A 26,261-nucleotide genomic window follows, 5' to 3' on the forward strand; every position below is an offset into this window, starting at 1 on the left:
TCCAGGGTGCGATGTCCTCCTCTCCACCCTAGAAGCGGCCTCCGGTCAGTCACTCTCCGGAGCGTCGTTCGTCCAGCCCGCCGACGCGTACGCCTTCTCCGCGACCACCGCTCCGGCCAGTCGGCGGCCATGCCCGGTGGTGACCTCCTGGACGCCCAGAACACCACCGCCGCGCGGGTCGACGATCCAGCGCAGCTCCGTGGTCGTGAGCCCGAGCCCGCTGATCGCTACGCCCACCCCGGTACGGCCGAGCGCGTCCCGTACCGCCCCCGTCGCGCGTACGCCGGGCAGCCCGGCCATCATCCGCAGGACCGCCGCCCGGATCTCCGGACGGAGCGGCAGCTCGGTCGTCAGCTGCGGCAGCACGACGTGACCCAGCACGGCCAGGCCGCCCAGGTGCGCCGTCGCGAGCTTGGCCTCGACCTGCCGGCGCAGGACGGCCGGTTCGGTCGAGAGGTGGTCCAGCCAGATCTGCGACACGGGGACGCCCGCGAGGCGGTAGTCGGTGGCGGCCGTGAGGGCGGCGTTCCGCGCGGCGGGCCCGGACCCCGCCGCGCAGATCCGCGCCGCGGCGGTCTCCACCGGCCACTCCTGCGACGGCCGGTCCAGGTACGCCGCCCGCTCGGACAGCGTGAGGGGCCGCGAGGTGAGGCACCGCCGGTACGCCGCGCTCCGTCCGCCGCCGGGCCCGGCGAGCCGGCGCTCGTCCCGCACCCGGACCTCGATGGGGTCCTCGCCGGCGCGGCCCCCGGCGGGAAGGGTGTACCGGCCGGTCTCCACCACGCGCCAGTAGCGGCCGGTCGCCGCGCCGGCCCCCCGGCCGGTCGTCGTGACCGTTCCGCGGCCGGTCGTCGTGACCGTTCCGCGGCCGGCCGTCATGCCGGTCCCGCGGTCCGCCGCGGCGGCGGTCGCGCGGAGGATGTCGCCGCCGGTCGGCGTGTGCGGCCGTGGCCGCCCGGACGGCGGGCACCCGACCGACAGCGCGACGGCGACGGCCGCGCCGGTGACCGCCAGGCCCAGGGGCACCCCCACGCCCAGGCGCGACCGGCCGCGCCGGAACCCGGGCGGAGACGCGGTCTCGTCCGAGGGCGGCGCAGGGTGGTCGTCGAGCTCGCCGACGACCCGCATCAGGTCGGTCACGCGTCAGGCCCCCTTCACTCTCCCGGGCGGGCGGAGCGCCCGGTCCCGATGCCAAGGAGTCGGCGGCGTGTCGGGCTTCGGCCGGCGGCCGGGGCCCGGCACGGTCCCCGAGCCGGGATCCGGCACGGACCCCGTCACCCTTATGTCTCCCGATCTCCCTACCGGAGTTCCCGGCCGGGCGGAGTGAGTTTGAGCACCATCTGAGCCTGGGGCTTTAGACCACCGTCGAAACCCGGGCCGGCACTCGCCGGACCTGAGCGATCCCACGGCGAGACCGCGTCGTACGGCGGGCGGTTCGCCACGCGGATCCCGGATCCTTCCTGGGCGGGAACAAGCGTGGCGCACCACTCGTTGTACCAATCAGCAAAGTTGAGTCGCCCAGGCTCAAGTCATTTGACAGAGCAGGAGTGGTTTGGCAACCTTGCGTCTGCTGGACTCAGCTTCATCGGCTTAGCAAGCTCACAGTCGGAGGAACCAACTCATGGCACGTGCGGTCGGTATCGACCTTGGAACGACCAACTCGGTCGTCGCGATCCTGGAGGGTGGCGAGCCCACCGTCATCGCCAACGCGGAGGGGTCGAGGACCACGCCGTCCGTCGTCGCCTTCGCCAAGAACGGCGAGGTCCTGGTCGGCGAGGTCGCCAAGCGTCAGGCGGTGACCAACGTCGATCGCACCATCCGGTCGGTCAAGCGCGAAATGGGCACCGACTGGAAGACCACGATCGACGGCAAGGACTTCACGCCCCAGCAGATCAGCGCGTTCGTGCTGCAGAAGCTCAAGCGCGACGCGGAGGCCTACCTCGGTGAGAAGATCACCGACGCGGTGATCACCGTTCCGGCGTACTTCTCGGACCACCAACGGCAGGCCACGAAGGAGGCCGGCCAGATCGCGGGCCTCAACGTCCTGCGCATCATCAACGAGCCGACCTCGGCGGCGCTCGCCTACCACCTGGAGAAGGAGAGCGAGGCCACCATCCTCGTCTTCGACCTCGGTGGCGGCACCTTCGACGTCTCCCTCCTCGAGGTGGGCGACGGCGTGGTGGAGGTCAAGGCCACCAGCGGTGACAACCACCTCGGTGGCGACGACTGGGACAACAAGGTCGTCGAGTGGCTGGTCACCCGGTTCAAGAACGCGCACGGCGTCGACCTGTCCAAGGACAAGATGGCGCTGCAGCGGCTCCGCGAGGCCGCCGAGAAGGCGAAGATCGAGCTGTCCAGCTCCTCGGAGACGAGCATCAACCTGCCGTACATCACGGCCTCGTCCGAGGGTCCGCTGCACCTGGACGAGAAGCTCACCCGCGCCGAGTTCCAGAAGATGACCTCGGACCTGCTCGACCGCTGCAAGGGCCCCTTCCAGCAGGTCGTCAAGGACGCCGGCATCAGCGTGAACGACATCAACCACGTCGTTCTCGTCGGCGGCTCCACCCGGATGCCCGCCGTCGCCGACCTGGTCAAGGAGCTGACCGGCGGCAAGGAGGCCAACAAGGGCGTCAACCCGGACGAGGTCGTCGCGGTCGGCGCGTCCCTGCAGGCCGGCGTGCTCAAGGGTGAGGTCAAGGACGTCCTGCTGCTCGACGTCACGCCGCTGTCCCTGGGTATCGAGACCAAGGGCGGCATCTTCACCAAGATCATCGAGCGGAACACCACGATCCCGACCAAGCGGTCGGAGGTGTTCACCACCGCCGACGACAACCAGCCGTCCGTGGAGATCCAGGTCTACCAGGGCGAGCGTGAGATCGCGGCGTACAACAAGAAGCTCGGCACCTTCCAGCTGACCGGCCTGCCGCCGGCGCCGCGCGGTGTCCCGCAGATCGAGGTCACGTTCGACATCGACGCCAACGGCATCGTGAACGTCTCCGCCAAGGACCTCGGCACCGGCAAGGAGCAGTCGATGACCATCACGGGCGGGTCCGCCCTGCCCAAGGACGACATCGACCGCATGATGCGCGAGGCCGACCAGTACGCGGAGGAGGACCGCAAGCGCCGCGAGGAGACCGAGACCCGCAACAACGCCGACACCCTCGCCTACTCGACGGAGAAGTTCCTCCGCGAGAACGACGAGAAGATCCCGGCCGAGGTCAAGACCGAGGTCCAGTCGGCGCTGGACGAGGTCAAGAAGGCCCTCGAAGGCACGGACGTCGACGCGATCCGCAGCAGCTCGGAGAAGCTCGCGCAGGTCAGCCAGAAGATGGGCGCCGCGATGTACGCCCAGAACCAGCCGACCGCCGAGGGCCCGGCCGACGGCCAGGCCGGCGAGCAGGCGAAGGACGACGAGGTCGTCGACGCCGAGATCGTGGACGACGACAAGGACACCAAGGGCGGCACGGCGTGACCGGGGCGTCCCCCGCACACCGTGACGAGCTGGTACTCAAGGAGGAAGCGTGACGGAGCGTCGTGACGACGCCGAGGAGCGCCAGGGCCCGGTGATCCGCGACAAGCGGCGCATCGATCCCGAGACCGGTGAGGTTCGGGAGCCGGCGGACACGTCGGCTCCCGAGTCCCCCACCGCGAAAGCGCCCTCCGGCGCGGACGCCGACAAGGCCGCCAAGCTGGAGAAGGAGCTCGCCGAGCGCACGCTCGACCTGCAGCGGCTGCAGGCGGAGTACTCCAACTACCGCAAGCGGGTCGACCGGGACCGTACGGCCGTTCGCGAGCAGGCCCTCGCGTACGTCCTCGGGGAGCTGCTGCCGGTGCTCGACGACATCGGCCGCGCCCGGGAGCACGACGAGCTGACCGGGGGCTTCAAGCATGTCGCCGAGTCCCTGGAGGGCATCGTCGGCAAGCTGGGGCTGGAGTCGTTCGGGGAGGCCGGTGAGCCGTTCGACCCCAACGTCCACGAGGCCCTGATGCACTCCTACTCCGACGAGGTCACCGAGCCGACGGCCGTTCAGATCCTGCAGGCGGGGTACCGCATCGGCGAGCGGACCCTCCGGCCCGCCCGGGTCGCCGTCGCCGAGCCGACCACGGACCTCGGCACGTCCGCGGAGGCCGCGTCGGAGCCGGCGTCGGAGTCGGAACCGGAGCCGGCGAGCGCGGCCGACGGCGCGAAGCCGGAGGCCGGGACCGACGGCGACGGCGCCGGCGCCGGCGAGGACTGAGACGAAGACCGACAGCGAAAGAGGTAAGGAACGCCGGTGAGCACCAAGGACTTCATTGAGAAGGACTACTACAAGGTCCTCGGTGTTCCGAAGACCGCGACGCAAGACGAGATCAAGAAGTCTTACCGGAAGCTGGCGCGTCAGTACCACCCGGACGCCAACCGCGGCGATGCCGAGTCCGAGGAGAAGTTCAAGGAGATCTCCGAGGCCTACGACGTCCTGTCGGATGAGAAGCGCCGCAAGGAGTACGACGACGCGCGCAGCCTCTTCGGCGGCGCCCGGCCGCGTGGCGGCGCCCAGGGCGGTGGCTTCGGCTTCGACCTGGGCGACCTCTTCGGTAACCAGCCCGGAGGCACGACCGGGACCGGCGAGCGGATCGGTGACCTCTTCGGCGGGCTGTTCGGCGGCCGCCGGCAGCAGTCCGCCCGGCGGCCCCGCCGCGGCACCGACGTCGAGACCGAGGTCACGCTGACCTTCGGTGACGCCCTCGACGGCAAGACGGTGCCGCTGCGGCTGACCAGCGAAGCGGCCTGTCCCACCTGCCGGGGCACCGGCGCCAAGACCGGCACGGTGCCCCGGGTGTGCCCCCGCTGTGAGGGCACGGGGCAGGAGAGCCGCAACGCCGGCGGGTTCGCCTTCTCCGAGCCCTGCCGTGAGTGCCACGGCCGTGGCCTCGTGGTCGACGACCCCTGCACCACCTGCCACGGCAGCGGGCGGGCGCAGAGCACCCGCACGATCCAGGCGCGCATCCCCGCCGGAGTCGCCGACGGCCAGCGGATCCGGCTCAAGGCCAAGGGCGCGCCCGGCGAGAACGGCGGGCCCAGCGGCGACCTGTACGTCGTCGTGCACGTCACGCCGCACAAGGTGTTCGGCCGGTCCGGCGACAACCTGACCGTCACCGTGCCGGTGACCTTCCCCGAGGCCACCCTCGGTGCGGAGATCAAGGCTCCGGTCCTCGGCGGCCAGCCGGTCACCCTGCGGATCCCGGCCGGCACGCCGAACGGGCGCACGTTCCGGGTTCGCGGCAAGGGCGCGACGCGCCGCGACGGCACCAAGGGCGACCTGCTGGTCACCGTCGAGGTGCAGGTCCCGGAGCACATCGACGACACGACACGGGAGGCACTGGAGAAGATCCGCGCGAGCAACAGCGGTGACGACCTGCGCAGCGAGCTGCTGCGGTCGGCGAGAGAGGGGTGACCGTATTGGATCCGTTCGGCGACGACAGTCCGGTCTACGTCATCTCGGTGGCGGCTCAGTTGTCCGGGCTGCACCCGCAGACCCTCCGCACGTACGACCGGATGGGTCTGGTGTCCCCCGGTCGTACGGCCGGGCGCGGGCGCCGTTACTCGATGCGGGACATCGTGATGCTCCGGGAGATCCAGCGGCTGTCCCAGGAAGAGGGCATCAACCTCGCCGGCATCAAGCACATCCTCGACCTGCAGCGCGAGTCCGAGACTCTGCGCGCGGAGGTGGCACGCCTCAGGGCGCTGGTCGAGGAGCTGTCCAACGAGCTGGAGTCCACGCGCGCCGTCGCGGCCCGGCTCGCCAAGCTGAAGAACGGCCACGGTTCTGACACTGGAGCGGACCTCGTGCCGATCCGGCAGACCAGCGTGGTGCTGTGGCGCTCACGGGGGGAGGAATAAGTGGATTACAAGCTGACCCAGAAGAGCCAAGAGGCCGTCTCGGTCGCGGTCCGGCGGGCCTCGACCGAAGGCCACCCCCTGGTCGAGCCGGTGCACCTGCTGGTCGCGCTGCTCGGCCAGACCGACGGCATCACCGCGCCCCTGCTCGAGGCCGTCGGCGCGGACCCCCAGGCGATCCGGCGCCGCGCCGAGGAGCAGCTCGCCGCGCTGCCGAAGGCCGCCGGTTCGACCGTCAACGCGCCGGACACCTCCCGGCCGCTGCTCAAGGTGCTCAACACCGCCGCGAACCGCGCGAAGCAACTCGAGGACGAGTACGTCTCGACCGAGCACCTGCTCGTCGGCCTGGCCACCGACGGCGGCCCCGTCGCCACCCTCCTGAAGGAGAACGGCGCGACCCCCGACGCCCTGCTGGAGGCGTTCGAGAAGGTCCGCGGCCACACCCGCGTCACCAGCGAGAACCCCGAAGAGACCTACCAGGCGCTGGAGAAGTACGGCGTCGACCTGACCGCGCAGGCCCGCGACGGCAGACTCGACCCGGTCATCGGCCGCGACACCGAGATCCGCCGCGTCGTGCAGGTGCTGTCCCGCCGTACGAAGAACAACCCGGTCCTCATCGGCGAGCCCGGCGTCGGCAAGACGGCGGTCGTCGAGGGCCTGGCCCAGCGGATCGTCGCCGGCGACGTGCCGGAGACCTTGAAGAACAAGCGCCTCGTCTCCCTCGACCTCGGCGCGATGGTCGCGGGCGCGAAGTTCCGCGGCGAGTTCGAGGAGCGCCTCAAGGCGGTCCTGAACGAGATCAAGCAGAGCGACGGCCAGATCGTCACGTTCATCGACGAGCTGCACACCGTCGTCGGCGCGGGCGCCGCCGAGGGCGCCATGGACGCGGGCAACATGCTCAAGCCCATGCTGGCCCGCGGCGAGCTGCGCATGATCGGCGCGACCACGCTCGACGAGTACCGCGAGCGGATCGAGAAGGACCCGGCGCTGGAGCGGCGCTTCCAGCAGGTCTTCGTCGGCGAACCGACGGTCGAGGACACCATCGCGATCCTGCGCGGCCTCAAGGGCCGGTACGAAGCGCACCACCAGGTGCAGATCTCCGACGCCGCCCTCGTGTCCGCCGCCGCGCTGTCCGACCGGTACATCACCGCGCGGTTCCTGCCGGACAAGGCCATCGACCTGGTCGACGAGGCCGCCTCCCGGCTCCGCATGGAGATCGACTCGCGGCCCGTCGAGATCGACGAGCTGCAGCGCTCGGTCGACCGGCTGAAGATGGAGGAGCTGGCCCTCGAGAAGGAGTCCGACGAGGCGTCCAAGCGCCGTCTCGAACGCCTCCGCGCCGAGCTCGCCGACAAGCAGGAGAGCCTCAACGCCCTCAACGGCCGCTGGGAGCGGGAGAAGGCCGGGCTGAACAAGGTCGGTGAGCTGAAGAAGCGCATCGACGACCTGCGCGGCCAGGCCGAGCGCGCCCAGCGCGACGGCGACCTGGAGACCTCCGCCCGCCTCATGTACGGCGAGATCCCCGTGCTGGAGAAGCAGCTCGCCGAGGCGTCCGAGGCCGCCGAGACCCGCGAGACCATGGTCAAGGAGGAGGTCGGCGCCGACGACGTGGCCGAGGTCGTGTCGTCCTGGACCGGCGTCCCCGTCGGCCGGCTGCTGGAGGGCGAGACGGCCAAGCTGCTCCGCATGGAGGAGGAGCTCGGCCGCCGCCTCATCGGGCAGTCGAGCGCGGTGCGGGCCGTTTCCGACGCCGTACGCCGGGCGCGGGCGGGCATCTCCGACCCCGACCGGCCCACCGGGTCGTTCCTGTTCCTCGGCCCGACCGGCGTCGGCAAGACGGAGCTGGCCAAGGCGCTCGCCGACTTCCTGTTCGACGACGAGCGGGCGATGGTCCGCATCGACATGAGCGAGTACGCCGAGAAGCACTCGGTCGCCCGCCTCGTCGGCGCGCCTCCCGGCTACGTCGGCTACGAGGAGGGCGGTCAGCTCACCGAGGCGGTCCGCCGCCGGCCGTACTGCGTCGTGCTGCTGGACGAGATCGAGAAGGCCCACCCCGAGGTCTTCGACGTCCTGCTCCAGGTGCTCGACGACGGCCGCCTGACCGATGGCCAGGGCCGTACGGTCGACTTCCGCAACGTCATCCTGATCATGACGTCGAACCTCGGCTCGCAGTTCCTGGTCGACCCGGGCCTGGACACCGCCGCCAAACACGACGCCGTGATCACGACCGTGCAGGCGAGCTTCAAGCCCGAGTTCCTCAACCGGCTCGACGACATCATCGTCTTCGACGCGCTGTCGACCGAGGAGCTCACGAAGATCGTCGACCTGCAGATCGACCGGCTGGCCCGCCGCCTCGCCGACCGGCGCCTGACGCTCACCGTCACCGACGCCGCCCGCGAGTGGCTGGCCCTCACCGGCTACGACCCGGCGTACGGCGCCCGTCCGCTCCGCCGCCTCGTGCAGAGCGCGATCGGCGACCAGCTCGCCAGGGAACTGCTGTCCGGTGAGATCAGCGACGGCGACGAGGTCATCGTCGACACCCACCTCGGCTCCGACACCCTCACCGTCAAGCCCGCGGCCACCGTCGCCTGACGACAGCAGAGCGGCCCCCGGCTTGGGGGCCGCTTTTCTGTTGGCCGGCCCCGTCGCTCTCGACCGGGCGTTCCGCACGTCGGCCGGCGGGAACAGGACCGGTCAGGCGGGGGTCGTACGGGCGGCGGAGACACCGTCGAGGATGCGGTTCAGGCCGTACGCGAACTCCTCCTCGCGGCGGCGTCCGGGGTCCTCGTCGGCCTGGGCGGTGAACAGGGCGGAGAGCCGCGGGTGGGTGCGGTGCAGGTCCTCGAACGCCGGTTTAAGGCGTTCGGCCCACTCATCCTCGGACTGGCCGCTGCGCGCGAGCATGGTCAGCCATGCCGCCTCGCTGCCGGTCATGCCGAGGACGTAGGCGAAGACGGTGTTCATCGCGCCGTTGGCCTCGGCGAGAGGGAAGCCCGCCGCCTCCAGCATGGCGAGCATGTCCTCCGACAGGCGCATGAGGTTGGGGCCGAGGTAGGCCATCGCGCCGAGCATCGAGGCCATCCACGGGTGCCGCAGGATCACCGCGCGGATGCCCTGGGCGCAGGCGATCGTCGCCTCCCGCCAGTGCGCCGGGTCGCTCATGTCGGGCGCCCGCAGCTCACCGAAGACCTCGTCGACCGCGAGTTCCACGAGCTCGTCCTTGTTGGCGACATGCCGGTAGAGCGAGGTCGCGCCCGCGCCGAGGCGGGTGCCGAGCTTGCGCATGCTCAGCGCGTCGACGCCTTCCGCGTCGAGCAATCGGACGGCTTCGGCCACGATCTGCTGCCGGCTCAACGCCGGCTGCTCGCGCCTTCCTCGGCTGGGGCGAGCCCACACCGACGGGATCGGCCGGTCATCGGTGGTCACAGTGCCTCCTCGCGCTCATCCACAGCGTAGCGCACAGCGTGTGCAGGTGAGCACGGCGTACGCACTTGCGTACACTGTTTCCTCATGCGTACAGTGTGCGCCAGTTAGCGAACACTGTACGCATCGCCGGAAGGGAGGCGTGATGAACCGTCATCCACGCCGCTGGCTGATTCTGATCGTGCTCTGTCTCAGCACGTTGGTGCTGGTCATTGACAACATGGCCCTCAACGTGGCCATCCCGTCGCTCACCGAGGACCTCGGCGCGAGCGCCCAGGACATTCAGTGGATCCTGGACTCCTACATCCTCGTGTTCGCCGGAGCGCTGCTCACCGCGGGAAGCCTGTCGGACCGGTACGGCCGGCGCCGGATGATGGTGATCGGGCTGGCACTCTTCGGCGGTGCGTCGCTCGCGGCGACGTTCGCGACAGGACCCGCCCTGCTGATCGCCGCGCGCGTGCTGATGGGCGTCGGCGGCGCGCTGGTCATGCCGAGCATGCTGTCCATCCTGATCACCGTATTCGACGAGGCGGAGCGCCCGAAGGCGATGGCCGTCTGGAGCGCGGTCGCCACGGTCGGCCTGGTGGGCGGCCCGGTCGTCGGCGGTCTGCTGGTCGCCCGGTTCTGGTGGGGCGCCGTGTTTCTGATCAACATCCCGATCGCCGCCCTGGCGATCATCGCGGCGCTCGTGCTGATGCCCGAGTCCAAGGGACCGTGGCGTAAGCCCGACCCGCTCGGCGCGATCCTGTCGGTGATCGGCATGACGGCGCTCGTCTGGACGATCATCGAACTGCCGAGGTACGGCTTCGGCAGCCCCACGACCCTCGCCGCGGGTGCCGTCGCGGTCGCCGCGCTCGCCGGATTCGTGCTCTGGGAGACGCGCGTCTCGACCCCGATGGTGCCGCTGAGCCTGTTCCGCGACCGGAACTTCACCGGCGGCAGCCTCTCCCTCACCCTCGCCGAGATCGCGAACGGCGGACTGCTGCTGGCGGCCACCCAGTATCTGCAGTTCGTGCTCGGCTACTCGCCGATGGAGACCGGGCTGGCGTTCGTCCCGCTCGCGGCGGCCGCGCTGGTGTTCAACACCATCGGCGCCACCATCGGGCAGAAGATCGGGAACCGCATGATGGCGGTGACCGGGCTGGTGATCACGGCCGCGGGGTTCGGCGTGCTGGCGACGGTCTCACCGGGTGACGGGTTCGCCGTGGTGGGCGTCGCGCTCGGCCTCATGGGCGTCGGCGGGGGCCTGGCCGTACCCGCGGCCATCACCGCGCTGATGGGCGCGGTACCGGCCGAGCACGCCGGAGTCGGTTCCGCGCTGAACGACACGATCCAGCAGGCGGGCGCCGCCCTCGGCGTCGCGATCCTCGGCAGTGTCCTGTCCGGTACCTTCACCCGCGCGATGCCCGCGACGGCCCCCGAGCAGGCCCGGCACTCGATCGGCGAGGCGCTCGCCCTCGCCGCCCGTACCGGAGACGCCGGCCTGGCCCGTACCGCCCACGACGCGTTCACCACCGCGATGTCGACCACCTTTCTGGTGGGAGCGGGCGGCGTCCTGGCCGCCGCGGTGCTCGCCCTCCTCGTCCTTCGCGACCGCGGACCGGCGGCCCTGGAGAGCGTCCCGGAGGCCGAACCGGTCGACGCCTGAGTCATCATGCGAGGGGGCCCGTACGACCGGGCCCCCTCATCGGCATTCGCCGACTTGCCGGTTCCGGCCATCGTGCTCCGGACGGCGCCGCCTCGTCCGGCCGCGCCGCGCCGTCGCTCCGTGAGACCGTACGGATCATGACAGTTCAGGACGTGCACTTCCTCGCCCTCCATGAGCCGTACGAGGACCCGCGGCACCCGGTCCCGATCAACGCGACGATCGTGCACGCCCGGTCGCTCCTGCATCCGGCGATCCCGCAGCCCGACGGCGGCCTCATGTACCGCTGCCTGACCGAGTTCCCGGGACGCGTCCCCGGGTGCGTCGTGCCGCTGTCGACACTGACCTTCGAACTGGACGGCGGGCGAGCGTGGCCGCAGATCGGTGACTGGCAGCGGGTCGTCGAAACGCTCATCCGCCTCGTACGCGGCGGGCAGATGGACGCGATGTCCCTCGGGCTGCCGCCGCGCGCGGCCCTCCTGCTGTCCAACGGACCCGAGACCGTCCACGACCTCCTCCACCCCGACGGGACCCGGTCCACGGCCGGCCCTGCGGACCGGCAGACGGAGCTGGACGACCTCACCGACCGCGTCCGCGCCTTCGTCGCCCGCGGACCGTTCTGGCCCGGCGAGGGCCTGACCTCCCCGCCCCGCCACCCGGCGGCACTGCCCTACCGGCCCCACACCGCCGCGAACGCCCGCCCCGCCGCCACCACCCGGCCTCCGGGAGGCCACCGCTGGTTCCGCCGCGGCACCTGACCCGAGTGTCAAAAGAGTCTTTCGAAAGTCCCTTTTCATAACTATCGTCCTGGCATGGACGAACCTGAGAGGAAACTGCGTGACGCGCGGGAGTTGCGCGCGCTCGCCCACCCCGTACGCATGCGGCTGTGCCAGGCCCTGTACGAGCGCGGCACCGCGACCGCCACGGAACTGGCCGAGATGGTCGGCGAGAGCCCGGCGAACTGCTCCTGGCATCTCCGCCAGCTCGCCAAGTACGGCTTCGTCGAGGAGGCCGGCGGCGCGAAGGGCCGGAACCGTCCCTGGCGCCCCGTGCCCCGGGCATTGTCCTGGGGTGACGGTGACGAGACCGGCGAGGTGGCCGCCGCCAGTGACGCGCTCAGCGCGCAGTACACCGAGCAGGAGTTCGCCGGGCTCCGCGACTGGCTGGCATGGCGGCGCACCGACCCGCCCGAGTGGCAGGACGCCGCGAACTGGGTGCAGAACGTCGACTGGCTCACCGCCGAAGAGCTGAAAGAGCTCAACGAGGCGCTCATCGCCATCGTCACCCGGCATCGGGAGCGCCGTGATCCCGCCGAACGTCCTCTTGGGGCGCGCCGCGTCCGGATCTTCGCCTGGGCCGTACCCGCCGAACCGTACGCCGAAGACTGATGCGCGCCGTCCTCCGGATCCCGGCGTTCAGACTTCTCTTCACCGGCCTCGCCGCGAGCATGGTCGGTGACGCGCTGCTGATCCTGGTCTTCGCCATCTGGGTCAAGAGCCTCACCGGCTCGAACGGCGCGGCCGGCCTCGTCACCCTCTTCGTGGCGGCGCCGTACGCCCTGGCCCCGCTCGGCGGGTGGCTGGTCGACCGCTTCCGGCACCGCCCATTCCTCGTGGTCGCCAACCTCGCCTCCGCGCTGGCGCTGCTCCCGCTGTTCGCCGTCCGCGACGCCACCGACGTCTGGATCATCTATGCGGTCGCCGCGCTCTACGGCATCTCGTCCGTGACGATCGCTGCCGCGCTCAACGGCCTGCTGAAGGACCTGCTCGCCGAGAACCTGCTGGCCGACGCCAACGGCGCGCTGCAGACGGTCAAGGAGGGGCTCCGGCTGGGCGGCCCGCTCGCGGGCGCGGCGCTGTTCGCCACGTTAGGCGGCGCCGCCGTCGCCGCGATCGACGCGGCCACGTTCGTCGTCGCGGCGGCCGTCATCGCGCGGATGCGGTCGCGCGAGGATCCGCCCGTACGCTCGGACCCGCGCTGGCCGAGCGAGCTCACGGCGGGGGTGACCCACCTCAGGACGGACCCGGCACTGCGCCGCATGACGATCGCGATGGCCATCGGCTTCCTCGTCAGCGGCATCACCGAGTCGGCGGTCTTCGCCGTCATCGACCAGGGCCTGCACCGGCCGCCCGAGTTCGTCGGCGTGCTCACCGCGGCCCAGGGGATCGGCGCCATCGTCGGAGGACTGCGGGTCGCCCGGCTCATCGCGGGGGTCGGCGAGCTCACCGCGATCGCGGCCGGCATGGCGGCGGCCGGACTCGGGAACGGCCTGTACGCCCTCCCGTCGCTGCCCGTCATCCTCATCGGCCTGGTCATCACCGGCCTGGGCCAGGCGACGATGGTCGTCGGATTCACCACGGTGCTCCAGCGGCGCACGCCCGGTCCGCTGATCGGCCGCGTCTCCACCGCGGCCGAGACGCTGGTCACCGGCCCTCAGACCATCTCCATCGCCGCCGGCGCCGCCCTGGTCTCGGTCGTGGACTACCGGCTCCTGCTGATGGTCGTCACCGCGGGCATGCTCACCGCCGCCGTCCGCCTCTGGCCCGCCCGCCACCTCACCGCCCCGACCCCGCCAGACCACCCGGTCCAAGTCCGTCGTTGATCCCAACAGTTCGGTTCCCCGCTGCCGCTGACGCGAGGTCGCATGGGTGTCGGCGGGGCAGATGGCGCGACGGCAGAGTCGTCCAGAGCCAAGAGAAAGACCGGCCCCGGTTCGGACGGTTGCCATCCACTCTCCAGGCCGAGGACGATGGGTCCACTGCCTACTCGGCGTGAGCAGAGCAAAGACCGACGGGAAAGCATGCAGCCATGCCCGGGGCCCGTACGACCGCTGCCGCAATGGGTCAGGGGAGGCGGACGGTGAGGTCAGACGCGCGTGACCTGGGCCGCAGAGAAGTTGTCGTCACTCATGAGGTGGAGGCGGGCCTGCCGCGCGGGTCATCGTCCAGGCCGGCCTTGTGCAGAGCGGCGCTCGCGCGGAAGCGAAGCCGGAGGCACCGGTCCCGGGTGGCTTCCGTCGCGTCGGCGGCGCAACAGCAATGTCCAGCGAGCCAACGGAGATCATCAGGATCGAGCCAGAACGCGATCCGACCGAAAGCTTGCTCCCTGTCCGGGTCGGTGGGTTCAATGTTCGTCGACACGACAGCAGAGTAGGCGTAGCCCGTACGCGCTACGTGCCCGCCGGAGCGAACGATCACGGTCACCTACGGTCGCTCACGGGAAATCGTCGAGAATGCCTAGGTCAGCGGCATCGACTTCCAAGCCTGGGTCGTGCTGGGTTGGTCCCCGTCACCCTGTCCACCGCACGCCTTGTCGCTCGCCGCCGAGACTTCGGTCGTCTCGACGACTAGAAGTCTCGACGGCGAGCCGGCGGTTCGTCAGGGGAGGCGGGCGGTGAGGGTCAGGACGCGCGTGACCTGGGTCGCGGAGAAGTTGTCGTCGCTGATGAGGTGGATGCGGGCCTTCCGGAGACCGGAGGTGTCGACCTGGAGGCCCTCATAGTTGTCCAGCAGGGGGTTGGTCTGCGGTCCGGGGCTGGTGGCGCCGAGGGTCGGGCAGTGGACCAGGTCGGAGACCAGTTCCTTGCGAACGATGGCGCGGGACGGCGCGGCGGAGAGGTTCGCGACCCTGCTCACGTCCGGGGCCCGGTCCGCGTCGCGCACGGCGTACAGCCGGATGGTGTTGCCCTTGGCGGCGTCGTAGGCCGCTTCGAGGACCAGCAGTCGCCCGTCGCCGTACGCCGCGAGGTCGGCGATCCGGTTGCCGGGGTCGACCCGGTAGCCGATCTGGCGGGTGAGCCGGTAGCCGCCGCCATGGGGCCGGTACACCAGGATGCGCCGCCACACGCCCTCGCCGGTGGCCGGCGCGTCCCCGCTCAGCGTGCCCTCCATCGCGGCGTAGACGTGACGCCCGTCCGGCGAGATGGTGAGCCCTTCGAGGGTGGCGTTGACGGTCGCCTCACCGGCCGGGGCGACCCGGAAGCGCGCCGGGACCTCGAGCGAGCCGCGTTCGCGGCCCTGACGGTCGAACACCCGGATCGACGGTTCGCTCTCCGAGCTGACCAGGAAGTTCCCGTTGGGGAGGACGGCGACGCCCTCGCCGTCGAAGTCGTTCCCGTCGTAGGCGGTGCCGTCCGGCCTGGTCAGCCCGAGAACGCCGGTGACCTTGGGCGCGGCGGCGTCGCGGAAGAAGAAGAGCCGGGCGGGCTGGGTGCCGCTGTGGTCCTCCACGGTCACGTACCCGTGGGTGCGCCGGTCGTAGGCGATGGCCGACAGTCCGCCGACCTCGATCCCATTGAACACGGTCTTGTTCAGGACGTCGCTGTAGCCGACCGCCGTGGCCGCGGGCGGGCAGGTGGCGGTCGTGCGGGCCGTGCCGGGCGATGTGGCGGCGTCTGCGGCTCCGGGGACCGCCAGGGTTCCGACGACGGCGACCGGGACCACCGCCGTGGCGATACGGCGAGCGGCACGACGGGTGGCGCGTTGCATCATGAAGAGCTTTCCCCTCACGTGACAAGAGATCGGCATCACTACGACGCCGAGTAGTTGATCACACCGCGGTGAACGGTCTCCGACCGGCCGCTTGCCGCCCGAAGACGCGGCTGAGTGGACGTGGTCCCGGTGATAGGGGTAGTCCGTTAGGGCATGACACGACTTGTCCTTGGGCCGATGCTGCGGCACGCCGGGCCTCGTACGGCGACGGTGTGGGTGGAGACCGACCGGCCATGCGAGGTCAGCGTCCTCGGCGCCGCAACGCGGACCTTCACCGTCCACGGGCACCACTACGCGCTCGTGGACGTCGAGGGTCTCACGCCCGGCTCGGACACCCCGTACGAGGTGCTGCTCGACGGTGAGCGGGTGTGGCCGGAGGCCGGGGATCCGCCCGGCCGCATCCGGACCCGTACGGCCGATGGGGCGCGGCGGTTCGCGGTCGGGTCGTGCCGGGTCGCGCCGGCGTCGGTGGAGACGCACGGCTTCGACCTGCTGGCGGTGTACGCGCGGCGGCTGATGGCGGGTGAGGAGCCGCCCGACGAGCTGCTGCTGATCGGCGACCAGGTGTACGCCGACGAGACGGGGCCGGAGATCCGGAGGTTCATCGCCGCGCGCCGCGACATCGAGCAACCGCCGTACGGGGAGATCGCGGACTTCGAGGAGTACGCGGAGCTGTACCGGCTCGCCTGGGGTGAGGATCCCCTCGTCCGGTGGCTGCTGGCCACGGTGCCCAGCTCGATGATCTTCGATGACCACGACATCCGCGACGACTGGAACACCTCCGAGACGTGGCGGCGGCAGATGCACGCCCAGAGCTGGTGGCAGCGGCGGATCACCGGCGGGCTCGGCGCGTACTGGGTCTACCAGCACCTGGGCAACCTGTCACCGGCGGAGCGCGCCGCCGACCCGGTCTACCGGAAGGTCCTCGCCGCCGACGGCGACGCGGGCCCGATCGTGGACGAGTTCGCCGGGCGGGCCGACCGGGAGCCGGCGGGAGTCCGGTGGAGCTACGTCCACGACCACGGGCGGACGAGGCTCGTGGTCGTCGACAGCCGGTGCGGGCGGGTCCTGCGCGACGGCGAACGCGCCATGCTCGACGACGCGGAGCACGCCTGGCTCGACGAGCAGTGCCGCGCGGACGTCGACCATCTCATCGTCGCGACGTCCCTGCCGTTCCTGCTGCCGAACTCGATCCACGACATCGAGGCGTGGAACGAGGCGGTCGCGGGCGGCGCGTGGGGCCGGTGGGCGGCGGGTCTCGGTGAACGCCTCCGGCAGGGTGCCGACCTGGAGCACTGGGCGGCGTTCCAGCGGTCGTTCCGGGCGGTGGCGAACACCCTGCTCGACGTCGCGAACGGGCCGCGGCCGCCGGCGAGCATCACGCTGGTGTCCGGCGACGTGCACTTCTCCTACCTCGCGCGGGTGCGCGGGACCGGGACGCCGATCTCCCAGGTCGTCTGCTCGCCGCTGCGCAACCCGCTCGTCGGCCGGTTCAAGGTGGCCAACCAGGCGGCCTGCCGGCGGATCGGTGACCTGCCCGTACGCGCGCTGGCGCGGCTCGCCGGGGTGCGGCGGCCGCCGCTGCGGTGGCGGCTGACCGACGGGCCGTGGTTCGACAACGCGCTGGCGACCGTACGGGTCGACGGGCGGACGGCCTCCGTCCGCTGGGACTCCGCCGACGCCGAGGACCGCCTCCGCGAGCTGGGCCGGGCCCGCTTGACCTGAGCCAGGGGTCGGCGGAACCGGCTCAACGCTGAGCCGGGGTCGGCGAACCGGCTCAGCGGAACTGCTCGTCGGGCGCCTCGTCGGTCTTCTTCAGCAGGTCGTCGAGGAGCGCGTCGTACTCGTCCTCGGGACGGCCGAGGTCGAGGCGGCAGCGGTAGCGGATCCGCAGCAGGCCCTCGAGGGCGTCCGGGTCGGTCGACCGGGCGAGGTCGGCGCCCTCGGTGGACCAGTCGTGCGCGCCGGCCAGGTCGCCCTGCTCGTGCAGCAGCTCGGCCACGGCGCGGAAGACCTCCGGGTCCTTCGGGTCGCCGGCGCGCACCTGGTCGATCAGTGCCCGGGCCTCGTCGGTGTGGTTCAGCTCGAAGAGGGCGCCCGCGAGGTAGATGCGCGGATCGCCGTAGGTCTCTCCGCCGTCCTCCAGCGCGCGGCGATACGCCTCCGCGGCCTTCTCGTGGTCTCCGGCGTGCTGCCACTGTTCACCGGCACGCAGCAACAGGTCGGCGCGGGAGACGTCGCCTGAGGCCGTATCGGCCAGTTCGATGAACCGTGTCGCCGCAGCGGCGTGATCACCGGTGCGGAGAGTCTCGAACTCGAGGTCATCGAGGTCGTCTTCGGTCACATGCGTCACCTTCTAGACGCTACCCGGCGTACCTGCTGCGAATCTGGTCAATTGGGATGATCGTTCGACCAGAACCGGGCCGGGCCGGCCCGGCCGGTACAGAACGTTACCGCGCTCAGCTGCGCCGCGAGCGTTCCAGCGCGTCCCAGAAGCCGCGTCGCAGGGCGTGCCGCACCTCGTCGTGCAGCAGGAAGTCGATCGGCAGGGACGAGCCCTGCAGGAGCCGTGCCTCCAGGTCCGAGGGCATCCGCGGCTTGCGGGCCAGCACCGCCTCCAGCCACAGGGCGGGCGCGTCGCGGGCCACCGACTCGCCGAACTCCTGGCCCTCCTTGTGCGCCGCCTTCACGGCGTCGGCCAGGGTCGGAGTGGACTGCTGCACCGGCGTCGGCGTGATCTGCTGCGGGCCGGTGTACGGGCCGACCGGCTGCTGGGGGTACTGCGGGCCGCTGTTGTTGCCGGTCGCCGGGGAGCCGGCCGTGGGCATCGAGGGCGCCGGCGGCGTCGGGGCCGAGTGGGTGGGCGCGGGGCGCAGCGGCGGCGTGGAGGTGCTCGGCTGACCGGGGCTGGAGTGGCGGCCGAGGCTCGACGAGGTGGTGCTGCCGGCGGTGGACCCGAGCGAGGGCGTCGCGGTGATCGGCGTGCTCGGCGGCGCGGCGCCGTGCTGCGGGGACGGCCGGAGCGGGGCCAGGGCGCCGCCCGAGCCGTTGGACGACTGGCCGTTGGCCAGCGGCGCGGACGAGGTGTCCACGCCGGCCAGCAGGTTGACGTACGGCCGGAGGTGACCGGAGCCGATCTCGATGAGGTCGTCGCACTCCTGCCGGAGCACCCGCGAGATGGTCCAGTTGCCGTCGACGGCGACGTGCACGACCGTGACGCGGACGCCGAGGTCCTGCGCGTCGGCGATCACCTGGGCGAGGTCCTCGTCGCCGCTGACGATGACGGCGTCGGCGACCCCGCCGTTGCGGGCGAGCGTCATCAGGTCGCGGTGGATCTCGGTGTCGACGCCCTCGCGGCGTCCCGGGCGGATGCGGGAGAGCCGCAGCTTGATGCCCGGCAGGTCCGCCAGCGCGTCGTGCTCGGGCGTGCGGCGGCCCTCGACCGTCGCCTCGTACCAGTAGCAGCGCAGCAGCGGCAGGCCGGTGCGCTCTCGCGCGAGGTTGCCGAGGAGCTGCAGCACGCCTGCGAAATCCCACGACACGGACTCGCGACGGCGGGTTCCGTGCACCGCCATCGCGCCGTCGGCCAGCAGATAGCCGGCATCTACGAACAGCGCACAGCGATCCACGCGACACCGCCCCTTTCTCGGCACGAGACCCTTATCAGTGACTCATGGGTGAGCTTTCGAGCCGGCGAGCGACCTCGGGCACTACAGCGTAGTCAAGTCCGTCGTCGGCGTGGGCCGATCCAATGATCGGCCGCTCCTGCAGATTATGGGGGAAATGTGGCTTCCCGGACCCGGGCAGCCGCGCTCCTTCCGCGTGTCAACGTTGACTCGTCGCTCGCCACTGTATGACGGGGAGCCCCGCGACACGGCTGACTTGGGAAGACCACCGAACCCGGATGCCCGATGGGCGACGGTACCACCCGCTTCACGCAGCGGGAACACCCCGCGTCTCTGCCCCGGCGGACACAGTGATCACCCCTTACGGACAGGCCTTGCGGACGCGCGCGCTCCGCGTGTCGCGCGCTCCCCTCACCGGCTCACAGGGCCGCGATCAGCTCGGTCAAAGCCCGGGCCGTCGCCTCGGGGTCGGTGACGGCGGCGAAGTGCCCCCCGGCCGTTTCGGCGACCGTCCAGCCGCGCAGCCTCGCCTGCGCGGCCTGCCGCTCGTACGCCTCGGAGGTTCGCAGGAATCCGCAGGGCGCGTCCGGCCAGTCCTGCGGCATCGGCAGCGCCTCGGCGAAGAACTCCTCGTCGCGCGGGCGCGGGAGCACCCCGGTCGGCGGGTCCTCGTCGGGGAACCGCCCGCCGTTCTTCAGCGCCTCGGCGAACTCCGGCCCGAACGCCCCCACCTGGTCCAGGCGGCTCGACCCCGCCGGGGGCGGGAGCTCCGCGTCGACGAAGACGTATCCGCCGACCAGGCGGTGCGCCGCGCGCTGGGCCGCGCCGACCGGTGGCAGCAGCGGGCCCGCGCCGCCGTGGCCGACCAGGACGACGGGCGCCCGCGCGCCCGCCCGGGTGATCTCCAGCGCCGCGCAGGCGACGTAACGGCCCGCGTACGGCGGCCGGTCGTCGTCGGTGACCTCCGGCACCACGACGTCGTACGGTCCGAGCGCCTCGGCGAGAGCGCCCCAGGCGGACGCGGTGGTCAGCGGGCTGTGCAGCAGGACGATGGTGCCGGGTGTCATGTGGATAGAGTTTCACCCATGACGGAGCGCGACGATCTCCTGGCCGAGATCAAGAGCAAGGCCGTGGTCCACGGCAGGGTGGTCCTGTCGTCCGGCCGGGAGGCCGACTTCTACGTCGACCTGCGCCGCGTGACCCTCGACGGGCACGCCGCGCCCCTCGTCGGGCGGGCGATGCTCGACCTCACCGAGGACCTCGGCTACGAGGCGGTCGGCGGGCTGACGCTCGGCGCCGATCCGGTGGCCACCGCGATGCTGCACGCCGCCGCCGCGCGCGGGCGGCACCTGGACGCGTTCGTCGTCCGCAAGGCGGGCAAGGCACACGGGCTGCAGCGGCGCGTCGAGGGGCCCGACGTCGCCGGGCGGCGGGTGCTCGCGGTGGAGGACACCTCCACGACCGGGAACTCGGTGCTGACCGCGGTCGAGGCGCTGCGCGAGGCGGGCGCCGAGGTGGTCGGCGTGGCCACCATCGTCGAGCGCGGAGCGGGGCCGCGGATCGCGGAGACGGGGCTGGAGTACCGCTCGGTCTTCACCCTGGACGACCTCGGCCTCGGCTGAGACGCCGTTACCTGCTCCTGGCCGGCGCGTGGTAGGTACGCTGCTGGCCGCGCCGGCCCTTCGGCTGCTGCTGTCCGTTGATGACGACGCTGACCGTGCTCGCGTCGTCGACCTGGAGGATCAGCCGGGTGCCGGTGTAGCGGCGGCGCTCGCCGCGGCTCAGCGCGCCGTGGGCGATGACGTCGGTGGCCGTGGGCCCGGCGACGTAGATCTGACACTGGGCGACCAGGCACTGCACGTCGATCTCGTTGCCCGACTGGGCGCTCGGTGCGCTCCGCTTGGACCTGCCCGCGTCGGTGGGCGTGACCGCGCTGGACGACGGCTCGGGCACGGACGACGCCGTCTTGGACGCGTCCTTGGTGAGCGCGCCCCAGAGCGAGATGCCACCGACTATCACGAGACCCAGCGCCAGAGTGACGGCGAGGACCGCGATGGCTATGCGTGCGAGACCCATGGGGTCTGATCGGTGACGTCCCACAGGGGGAGGTTAGCGATAACCGGGGCCGTCAGCGACGGTGACGGCCAGATGGCATCGCCGTCTTTCGCCCGTCACCGCCCTGGCCTGGCTTCTTGGGACCTCTGATGATCTCCCGGATCACCGGGATCACCGAGATCAGGACGGCCACGGCGACGACGGGAAGGATGTACTTGTCGATCCCCTTGACCCGATCGCCGAGGAACCGGCCGAGCAGGATGATGGTCTCGGTCCAGAGGACCGCGCCGATCGTGTTGAAGACGAAGAACCGGCTCGCCGACATCTCCAGCATCCCGGCGAGCGGGTTGAGGAAGGTCCGCACGACCGGGGCGAAGCGGGCCAGCACGACGGCCTTGGCCGGGCCGAACTTGTTGAAGTAGTGCTCGGCCTTCTCGACGTGGTCCTGCCGGAAGAGCCGCGAGTCGGGCCGGTCGAACAGCTTCCGGCCGTACTTCGCGCCGAGGAAGTGCCCCACCTGGGCGCCCGCGATCGCGCACAGCGGCGCGCCGATCAGGAGGGCGGGCAGCGGCAGCGGCGAGATGTGGTTGGCGGTCGCGGCGGACGTCGTGCTGAAGACGCCCGCGGTGACCAGCAACGTGTCACCGGGCAGGAAGAACCCGATGAGCAGTCCGGTCTCGGCGAAGATGACGGCGAGGATGCCCACGAGCCCGAAGGTCGCGATGAGGGAGTGGGGATCCAGGAGATTCACGGCGAGGGCCACGGGCTGAGGGTACCGGTAGGCGTGCCATGTCAGGGCCGGGCGCGGATTTCGGGATACTGGAGTCGAGCCGGCCGGGAGCCATGCCCAAGGAAGGAAGAGCCATGCCCATCGCGACCCCAGAGGTTTACGCGGAGATGCTCGATCGGGCAAAGCGTCAGGGCTTCGCCTACCCCGCGATCAACGTCACTTCGAGCCAGACGCTGAACGCCGCCCTGCGCGGGTTCGCCGAGGCGGAGAGCGACGGGATCATCCAGGTCTCGACCGGCGGTGCGGAGTTCCTCTCCGGCACCACCGTGAAGGACATGGTCACGGGTGCGACGGCGCTTGCGGAGTACGCGCGTGTCGTCGCCGAGAAGTACCCGGTGCAGATCGCGCTGCACACCGACCACTGCCCGAAGAACAAGCTCGACGGCTTCATGAAGCCGCTGATCAAGATTTCGCAGGAGCGGGTGGCCCGCGGCGAGGAGCCGCTGTTCCAGTCGCACATGTGGGACGGTTCGGCCGTTCCGCTCGAGGAGAACCTCCAGATCGCGGCCGAGCTCATCGAGGAGTGCGCGAAGGCCCGCGTGATCATGGAGATGGAGATCGGTGTCGTCGGCGGCGAGGAGGACGGCGTCGTCGGCGAGATCAACGAGAAGCTCTACACCACGCCGGGCGACGCCCTGGCGACGGTGGAGGCCGTCGGTCTCGGCGAGAAGGGTCGTTACCTCCTCGCCGCGACGTTCGGCAACGTGCACGGCGTCTACAAGCCGGGTCACGTGAAGCTGCGGCCGGAGGTCCTGAAGGAGATCCAGGAGGTCGTCGGCGCGCAGCACGGCAAGGAGAGCCCGTTCGACCTGGTCTTCCACGGCGGCTCCGGCTCCACGCTGGAGGAGATCCGGGAGGCGGTGTCGTACGGCGTGGTGAAGATGAACATCGACACCGACACGCAGTACGCCTTCACCCGGCCGGTCGCCGACCACATGTTCAAGAACTACGACGGCGTTCTGAAGATCGACGGCGAGGTCGGCAACAAGAAGGCCTATGACCCGCGCGCCTACGGCAAGGCCGCCGAGGCGGGCATGGCCCAGCGCGTGGTCGAGGCCTGTGAGCACCTCCTCTCCCAGGGCACGAAGATCAAGTAACACGTCCCGGAGGCGACGTGCGGGGACGGCCGGCCGAACCGGCCGTCCCCGCGTTGTTTGACGAAACCCGGCGACCTACGCTGGGTTTCGTGCTCCACCGCACGTACGACGACCAGAACTGCTCGATCGCCCGGGCGCTCGAGATCGTCGGTGAGCGCTGGACGCTGCTGATCATCCGTGACGCGTTCGAGGGCGTCCGCCGCTTCGACGACTTCCAGGCGGACCTGGGCGTGGCGCGCAACGTGCTGGCGGACCGGCTGGGCCGCCTGTGCGACGAGGGCATCCTCCGGCGCCACCGTTACCAGGAGCGGCCCGACCGCTACGAGTACCGGCTGACCCGCAAGGGCGTGGGGCTGTGGCCGGCGATGATGTCCCTGCTGCTGTGGGGTGACGAGCACTACGCCGTGGACGGCTCGCCGGTCGTCCTCATCCACCACGGCTGCACGGGGCGGCTGACGCCCGCGCTGACCTGCTCGGAGTGCGGCGTGGCGATGGGCCCGGCCGATGTCGAGCCGCGTCCCGGCCCAGGCGCGCGCCCGACGGACCGGATCGTCCGGCAGGCCCGGGACGCCCCTGCCTGACCCGCCGCCGACCTTCTTGATCTTTCTGCCGCGCGGCGTGAACGATCTTGGTCGGACCGGCATCTGACTCTCCGACAACAATCTCCCGACGGGCGCGCACCGCGTCCGCCGATCGTTCGGGGAGCATCGATGAACGACAGGACCCGCCGCCGGATCCGGACGGCGATCGTCGCCGGTGCCATCATGGGCGGCTCGATCGCGGCGGCCGTGCCGGCCGTCGCCGCCACCGCCACGCCGAGCTGCCGGAGCACGGACCTCACGATCTCGCTCGGCCAGGTCGACGCCGGCGCGGGCCAGCGGTACGCCACGCTGGACTTCACGAACCGCGGCGAGGATGGCTGCGTCCTGCGCAACGACCTGACGGGCCTCACGTTCACGGAGCCGGGTCCCGAGGGCGGGGCGCGGACCATTCCGGCGACCGTGACCCGCGCGTCCGGCAGCACGGACGAGACCGTCGTCATCGCGCCGGGTTCGGCAGGCCACCTCGACCTGCACTGGTCCGTCGTCACCACGCCGGCCGTCCCGGACTCGCTGTTCTTCGAGCTTCCGGACGACGGTGGCCGCGGCGCCCTTCCGTGGCATGTCGCGGTCGGCTCGGAGCACAGGATCGATCTCGGACACCTCCACCTGTGATCCGGCGCTGAAGGGCCGGGGGACGTCCCCCGGCCCTTCTTCGCCCTTCACCGTTGCTTCATGAAACTCACTAATGATGCAATGAGTTTCATGACGAGACTGATGGTGCCCGCGGCGTCCCCGACCGGTGACACCGCGTCGGCGGTCGGGGTGCGGCCGTACGAGGACGGCGACCGGGAGGGCGTGCTCGGCATGCGGCTCTCGCCGCTCAGCCTGTACCGCAGGTTCTTCGCCGGGACGCCGCGCATACCGGCGTTCTACGCGGAGACGCTCGGCCGGGTGGACCGCTGGGACCGCGACGCGCTCGTCGCCGTCGCGGACACCGAGATCGTCGGGATCGCCGAGTACACGCGCGACGCGACCCTGCCGGAGCTGGCGGACCTCGCGGTCATGGTCGCCGACCCCTGGCAGCGCCGGGGCGTCGCCCGGCGGCTGGTCGCCGGCCTGACCGCCCTAGCGCGCACCCGGGGAATCGACGGACTGCGCGCCGACGTCCTGGCCGACAACCACGCCGCGCGGGCGGCGATCGGCCGCGTGTGGCCGCACGCCGCCGCCGCGCACGGCGAGGACGGCGCGCTGCTCTACCGGATCCCGCTCTGAAGCAGTTCGTCTACGACAGCTCGGACAGCGCGACGAACTGGTCGTCGGTCAGGGTGAGGTCGCCGGCGCCCATGTTCTCCTCGAGGTGCTCGACGGAACCGGTGCCGGGGATCGGCAGCACCACCGGCGAGCGCCGGAGCAGCCACGCCAGGGCGACCTGGGACGGTGTGGCGTTCAGCTCCTTGGCGATCTGGTCGAGGCGTCCGCCCGGCTTGGCGAGCTTGCCGACGGCCAGCGGGAACCACGGGATGAACCCGATGCCCTCCCGCTCGCAGTAGTCCAGGACGTCCTCGGACTGGCGGTTGGTCAGGTTGTAGAGGTTCTGCACGGTGACGATCGGAACGATCTCCCGGGCCCGCTCGATCTCCTCGACGCTGACCTCGGACAGCCCGATGTGCCGGATCTTCCCTTCGTCCCGCAGGTCGCGCAGCTCGCCGAGCTGGTCGGCGAGGGGGACCTCCGGGTCGATGCGGTGCAGCTGGAACAGGTCGATCCGCTCCAGGCCGAGCCGGCGCAGGCTCATCAGCGCCTCCTGGCGGAGGTACTTCGGCCGGCCGACCGGGTGCCACTCGTCCGGTCCCGTCCGGACCAGACCGGCCTTCGTGGCGATCGTCACGCCCTCGTACGGGTGCAGCGCCTCGTGGATCAGCTCCTCGGAGACGTACGGGCCGTAGGAGTCGGCGGTGTCGATGAAGTCCACGCCGAGTTCGACGGCGCGCCGCAGCACCCGGAGCGACTCGTCCCGATCGGCCGGAGGGCCCCAGATGCCGGGCCCGGTGATGCGCATGGCGCCGTACCCCAGACGTTTTACGGTCAGGTCTCCACCGATGGTGAACGTGGTTTCGGTCATGCCGCAACCGTACCCAGCAGCAATATCGACGAAGTTTCCCACCCTCTGGAATAGGAGAACGCCGCTGAAAAGGGCAGGATGACCCCATGGAGCACCAGAACCTTCTCGGCGGGCCGGCCCCGACCGAGCTGCCGGACACCGACGAAGCCCGACAGTCCCTGGAGGCCGGGGTCGACCCCTTCGAGGTCGCCGCCCGCTTCCCGGCGTACCCGGCCGCCTGGGCCGAGCTCGCCGACCGTGCCTTCGGGAAGGGCGATGTGATCGAGTCGTACGCCTACGCCCGCACCGGCTACCACCGCGGGCTCGACGCGCTCCGCCGCGCAGGGTGGAAGGGGCATGGCCCGATCCCCTGGGAGCACGCGCCGAACCGCGGTTTCCTGCGCGCCCTGCACGCCCTCGCCCGGGCCGCCGCGGCGATCGGCGAGGAGGACGAGGCGGAGCGCTGCCGGACCTTCCTGCGGGACTCCAGCCCCACGGCGGCCGAGGTTCTGACCTCCTGACCGGCACCTACCGTTTTCCTCGCGGTCATCCGGCGGGTACCCTCTGATCGCAAGAGCCCCTGTCGCTGCTGCTTGCGCCAGGGGCTTCGTCGA

General features: G+C 71.2%; 25 protein-coding genes. 16 read left to right on the forward strand and 9 right to left on the reverse strand.

Translation table 11 applies throughout. The features are described 5' to 3' along the window. Positions 1-45: 45 nt before the first annotated feature. The gene (locus NE235_RS17630) at positions 46-1,140 is read right to left on the reverse strand and encodes a hypothetical protein (RefSeq protein ID WP_252804161.1); all 1,095 of its coding nucleotides are present in this window, start codon (positions 1,138-1,140) and stop codon (positions 46-48) included. A gap of 481 nt (positions 1,141-1,621) precedes the next feature. On the opposite strand from NE235_RS17630, the gene dnaK reads away from it, so the two are divergent. Genes dnaK through clpB form a run of 5 tightly spaced genes read left to right on the forward strand, consistent with a single transcriptional unit; the run spans position 1,622 to position 8,470 of the window. Beyond that, positions 1,622-3,472 (forward strand): molecular chaperone DnaK, encoded by a 1,851-nt coding sequence (gene dnaK / locus NE235_RS17635; RefSeq protein WP_252804164.1) that lies wholly within the window; start codon positions 1,622-1,624, stop codon positions 3,470-3,472. 49 nt (positions 3,473-3,521) lie between these two features. After that, complete coding sequence (gene grpE, locus NE235_RS17640) at positions 3,522-4,238, forward strand: nucleotide exchange factor GrpE (RefSeq protein ID WP_252804166.1); 717 nt, start codon at positions 3,522-3,524, stop codon at positions 4,236-4,238. A gap of 36 nt (positions 4,239-4,274) precedes the next feature. Beyond that, positions 4,275-5,435, forward strand: coding sequence for a molecular chaperone DnaJ (gene dnaJ, locus NE235_RS17645; RefSeq protein ID WP_252804168.1), 1,161 nt, complete (start codon positions 4,275-4,277; stop codon positions 5,433-5,435). 5 nt (positions 5,436-5,440) lie between these two features. Then, complete coding sequence (locus NE235_RS17650; RefSeq protein WP_252804308.1) at positions 5,441-5,881, forward strand: heat shock protein transcriptional repressor HspR; 441 nt, start codon at positions 5,441-5,443, stop codon at positions 5,879-5,881. Beyond that, a complete protein-coding gene (gene clpB / locus NE235_RS17655) occupies positions 5,882-8,470 on the forward strand; it encodes an ATP-dependent chaperone ClpB (RefSeq protein ID WP_252804171.1) in 2,589 nt (862 codons plus the stop codon). It begins immediately after the preceding gene. Positions 8,471-8,572: 102 nt separating this feature from the next. On the opposite strand, the gene NE235_RS17660 is transcribed toward clpB, so the two are convergent. Beyond that, complete coding sequence (locus tag NE235_RS17660) at positions 8,573-9,304, reverse strand: TetR/AcrR family transcriptional regulator (protein WP_252804173.1); 732 nt, start codon at positions 9,302-9,304, stop codon at positions 8,573-8,575. Between the two features lie 142 nt (positions 9,305-9,446). On the opposite strand from NE235_RS17660, the gene NE235_RS17665 reads away from it, so the two are divergent. The 4 genes from NE235_RS17665 to NE235_RS17680 all read left to right on the forward strand — a co-directional run bounded on the left by NE235_RS17665 (position 9,447) and on the right by NE235_RS17680 (position 13,548). Then, the gene (locus tag NE235_RS17665; RefSeq protein ID WP_252804175.1) at positions 9,447-10,949 is read left to right on the forward strand and encodes an MFS transporter; all 1,503 of its coding nucleotides are present in this window, start codon (positions 9,447-9,449) and stop codon (positions 10,947-10,949) included. 137 nt (positions 10,950-11,086) lie between these two features. Next, positions 11,087-11,704 carry a hypothetical protein gene (locus tag NE235_RS17670; RefSeq protein ID WP_252804177.1) on the forward strand — a complete coding sequence of 206 codons (618 nt, stop codon included), beginning with the start codon at positions 11,087-11,089 and terminating at the stop codon, positions 11,702-11,704. A gap of 54 nt (positions 11,705-11,758) precedes the next feature. Then, the gene (locus NE235_RS17675; protein WP_252804179.1) at positions 11,759-12,334 is read left to right on the forward strand and encodes a winged helix-turn-helix domain-containing protein; all 576 of its coding nucleotides are present in this window, start codon (positions 11,759-11,761) and stop codon (positions 12,332-12,334) included. Beyond that, positions 12,334-13,548, forward strand: a complete 1,215-nt coding sequence (locus NE235_RS17680) for an MFS transporter (protein WP_252804181.1) — start codon at positions 12,334-12,336, stop codon at positions 13,546-13,548. Before NE235_RS17675 ends, NE235_RS17680 begins: the two co-directional genes overlap by 1 nt. Before the next feature lie 775 nt (positions 13,549-14,323). On the opposite strand, the gene NE235_RS17685 is transcribed toward NE235_RS17680, so the two are convergent. Further along, a complete protein-coding gene (locus NE235_RS17685; protein WP_252804183.1) occupies positions 14,324-15,436 on the reverse strand; it encodes an esterase-like activity of phytase family protein in 1,113 nt (370 codons plus the stop codon). Between the two features lie 153 nt (positions 15,437-15,589). Here NE235_RS17685 and NE235_RS17690 point away from each other — a divergent pair, with 153 nt between their 5' ends. Beyond that, positions 15,590-17,161, forward strand: a complete 1,572-nt coding sequence (locus NE235_RS17690) for an alkaline phosphatase D family protein (RefSeq protein WP_252804185.1) — start codon at positions 15,590-15,592, stop codon at positions 17,159-17,161. Between the two features lie 52 nt (positions 17,162-17,213). On the opposite strand, the gene NE235_RS17695 is transcribed toward NE235_RS17690, so the two are convergent. From NE235_RS17695 to NE235_RS17705, 3 genes are all read right to left on the reverse strand, one after another. Continuing rightward, entirely contained in the window at positions 17,214-17,780 is a 567-nt protein-coding gene (locus NE235_RS17695; RefSeq protein WP_252804187.1) for a tetratricopeptide repeat protein, read from the reverse strand. 115 nt (positions 17,781-17,895) lie between these two features. Then, entirely contained in the window at positions 17,896-19,065 is a 1,170-nt protein-coding gene (locus tag NE235_RS17700) for an NYN domain-containing protein (RefSeq protein ID WP_252804189.1), read from the reverse strand. A gap of 416 nt (positions 19,066-19,481) precedes the next feature. Then, entirely contained in the window at positions 19,482-20,129 is a 648-nt protein-coding gene (locus NE235_RS17705; RefSeq protein WP_252804191.1) for an alpha/beta fold hydrolase, read from the reverse strand. Between the two features lie 18 nt (positions 20,130-20,147). On the opposite strand from NE235_RS17705, the gene pyrE reads away from it, so the two are divergent. Next, on the forward strand, positions 20,148-20,684 hold the full coding sequence (gene pyrE, locus NE235_RS17710; protein ID WP_252804193.1) for an orotate phosphoribosyltransferase: 537 nt from the start codon (positions 20,148-20,150) through the stop codon (positions 20,682-20,684). A 7-nt stretch (positions 20,685-20,691) separates the two neighbouring features. Here pyrE and NE235_RS17715 read toward each other — a convergent pair whose 3' ends face one another. Together NE235_RS17715 and NE235_RS17720 are read right to left on the reverse strand one after the other, a co-directional pair. Further along, positions 20,692-21,138 carry a hypothetical protein gene (locus tag NE235_RS17715; protein WP_252804196.1) on the reverse strand — a complete coding sequence of 149 codons (447 nt, stop codon included), beginning with the start codon at positions 21,136-21,138 and terminating at the stop codon, positions 20,692-20,694. Positions 21,139-21,190: 52 nt separating this feature from the next. Continuing rightward, positions 21,191-21,880, reverse strand: a complete 690-nt coding sequence (locus tag NE235_RS17720; protein ID WP_252804198.1) for a DedA family protein — start codon at positions 21,878-21,880, stop codon at positions 21,191-21,193. Positions 21,881-21,981: 101 nt separating this feature from the next. Here NE235_RS17720 and fbaA point away from each other — a divergent pair, with 101 nt between their 5' ends. The 4 genes from fbaA to NE235_RS17740 all read left to right on the forward strand — a co-directional run bounded on the left by fbaA (position 21,982) and on the right by NE235_RS17740 (position 24,818). Further along, entirely contained in the window at positions 21,982-23,004 is a 1,023-nt protein-coding gene (fbaA, locus tag NE235_RS17725) for a class II fructose-bisphosphate aldolase (protein WP_252804200.1), read from the forward strand. A gap of 89 nt (positions 23,005-23,093) precedes the next feature. Further along, positions 23,094-23,585 carry a winged helix-turn-helix transcriptional regulator gene (locus NE235_RS17730; protein ID WP_252804203.1) on the forward strand — a complete coding sequence of 164 codons (492 nt, stop codon included), beginning with the start codon at positions 23,094-23,096 and terminating at the stop codon, positions 23,583-23,585. Positions 23,586-23,714: 129 nt separating this feature from the next. Further along, complete coding sequence (locus tag NE235_RS17735) at positions 23,715-24,218, forward strand: DUF4232 domain-containing protein (protein ID WP_252804205.1); 504 nt, start codon at positions 23,715-23,717, stop codon at positions 24,216-24,218. Between the two features lie 90 nt (positions 24,219-24,308). Then, complete coding sequence (locus NE235_RS17740) at positions 24,309-24,818, forward strand: GNAT family N-acetyltransferase (protein ID WP_252804208.1); 510 nt, start codon at positions 24,309-24,311, stop codon at positions 24,816-24,818. 10 nt (positions 24,819-24,828) lie between these two features. Here the strand turns inward: NE235_RS17740 and NE235_RS17745 are convergent, their stop codons facing one another. Continuing rightward, the gene (locus NE235_RS17745) at positions 24,829-25,668 is read right to left on the reverse strand and encodes an aldo/keto reductase (RefSeq protein WP_252804210.1); all 840 of its coding nucleotides are present in this window, start codon (positions 25,666-25,668) and stop codon (positions 24,829-24,831) included. Positions 25,669-25,754: 86 nt separating this feature from the next. Between NE235_RS17745 and NE235_RS17750 the strand changes: the two genes are divergently transcribed. Next, the gene (locus NE235_RS17750; RefSeq protein WP_252804212.1) at positions 25,755-26,168 is read left to right on the forward strand and encodes a DUF3151 domain-containing protein; all 414 of its coding nucleotides are present in this window, start codon (positions 25,755-25,757) and stop codon (positions 26,166-26,168) included. Positions 26,169-26,261 lie beyond the last annotated feature (93 nt).

Origin of the sequence: Actinoallomurus spadix (genome assembly GCF_024055725.1) — a bacterium.
GTDB lineage: Bacteria > Actinomycetota > Actinomycetes > Streptosporangiales > Streptosporangiaceae > Actinoallomurus > Actinoallomurus spadix.

Coding starts and splice junctions, on each gene's coding strand:
- dnaK (WP_252804164.1), top strand. CDS start 1,622: ATGGCACGTGCGGTCGGTATCGACCTTGGAACGACCAACTCGGTCGTC.
- NE235_RS17665 (WP_252804175.1), top strand. CDS start 9,447: ATGAACCGTCATCCACGCCGCTGGCTGATTCTGATCGTGCTCTGTCTC.
- NE235_RS17670 (WP_252804177.1), top strand. CDS start 11,087: ATGACAGTTCAGGACGTGCACTTCCTCGCCCTCCATGAGCCGTACGAG.
- NE235_RS17675 (WP_252804179.1), top strand. CDS start 11,759: ATGGACGAACCTGAGAGGAAACTGCGTGACGCGCGGGAGTTGCGCGCG.
- NE235_RS17680 (WP_252804181.1), top strand. CDS start 12,334: ATGCGCGCCGTCCTCCGGATCCCGGCGTTCAGACTTCTCTTCACCGGC.
- NE235_RS17685 (WP_252804183.1), bottom strand. CDS start 15,436: ATGATGCAACGCGCCACCCGTCGTGCCGCTCGCCGTATCGCCACGGCG.
- NE235_RS17690 (WP_252804185.1), top strand. CDS start 15,590: ATGACACGACTTGTCCTTGGGCCGATGCTGCGGCACGCCGGGCCTCGT.
- NE235_RS17705 (WP_252804191.1), bottom strand. CDS start 20,129: ATGACACCCGGCACCATCGTCCTGCTGCACAGCCCGCTGACCACCGCG.
- pyrE (WP_252804193.1), top strand. CDS start 20,148: ATGACGGAGCGCGACGATCTCCTGGCCGAGATCAAGAGCAAGGCCGTG.
- NE235_RS17715 (WP_252804196.1), bottom strand. CDS start 21,138: ATGGGTCTCGCACGCATAGCCATCGCGGTCCTCGCCGTCACTCTGGCG.
- fbaA (WP_252804200.1), top strand. CDS start 21,982: ATGCCCATCGCGACCCCAGAGGTTTACGCGGAGATGCTCGATCGGGCA.
- NE235_RS17735 (WP_252804205.1), top strand. CDS start 23,715: ATGAACGACAGGACCCGCCGCCGGATCCGGACGGCGATCGTCGCCGGT.
- NE235_RS17740 (WP_252804208.1), top strand. CDS start 24,309: ATGACGAGACTGATGGTGCCCGCGGCGTCCCCGACCGGTGACACCGCG.
- NE235_RS17745 (WP_252804210.1), bottom strand. CDS start 25,668: ATGACCGAAACCACGTTCACCATCGGTGGAGACCTGACCGTAAAACGT.
- NE235_RS17750 (WP_252804212.1), top strand. CDS start 25,755: ATGGAGCACCAGAACCTTCTCGGCGGGCCGGCCCCGACCGAGCTGCCG.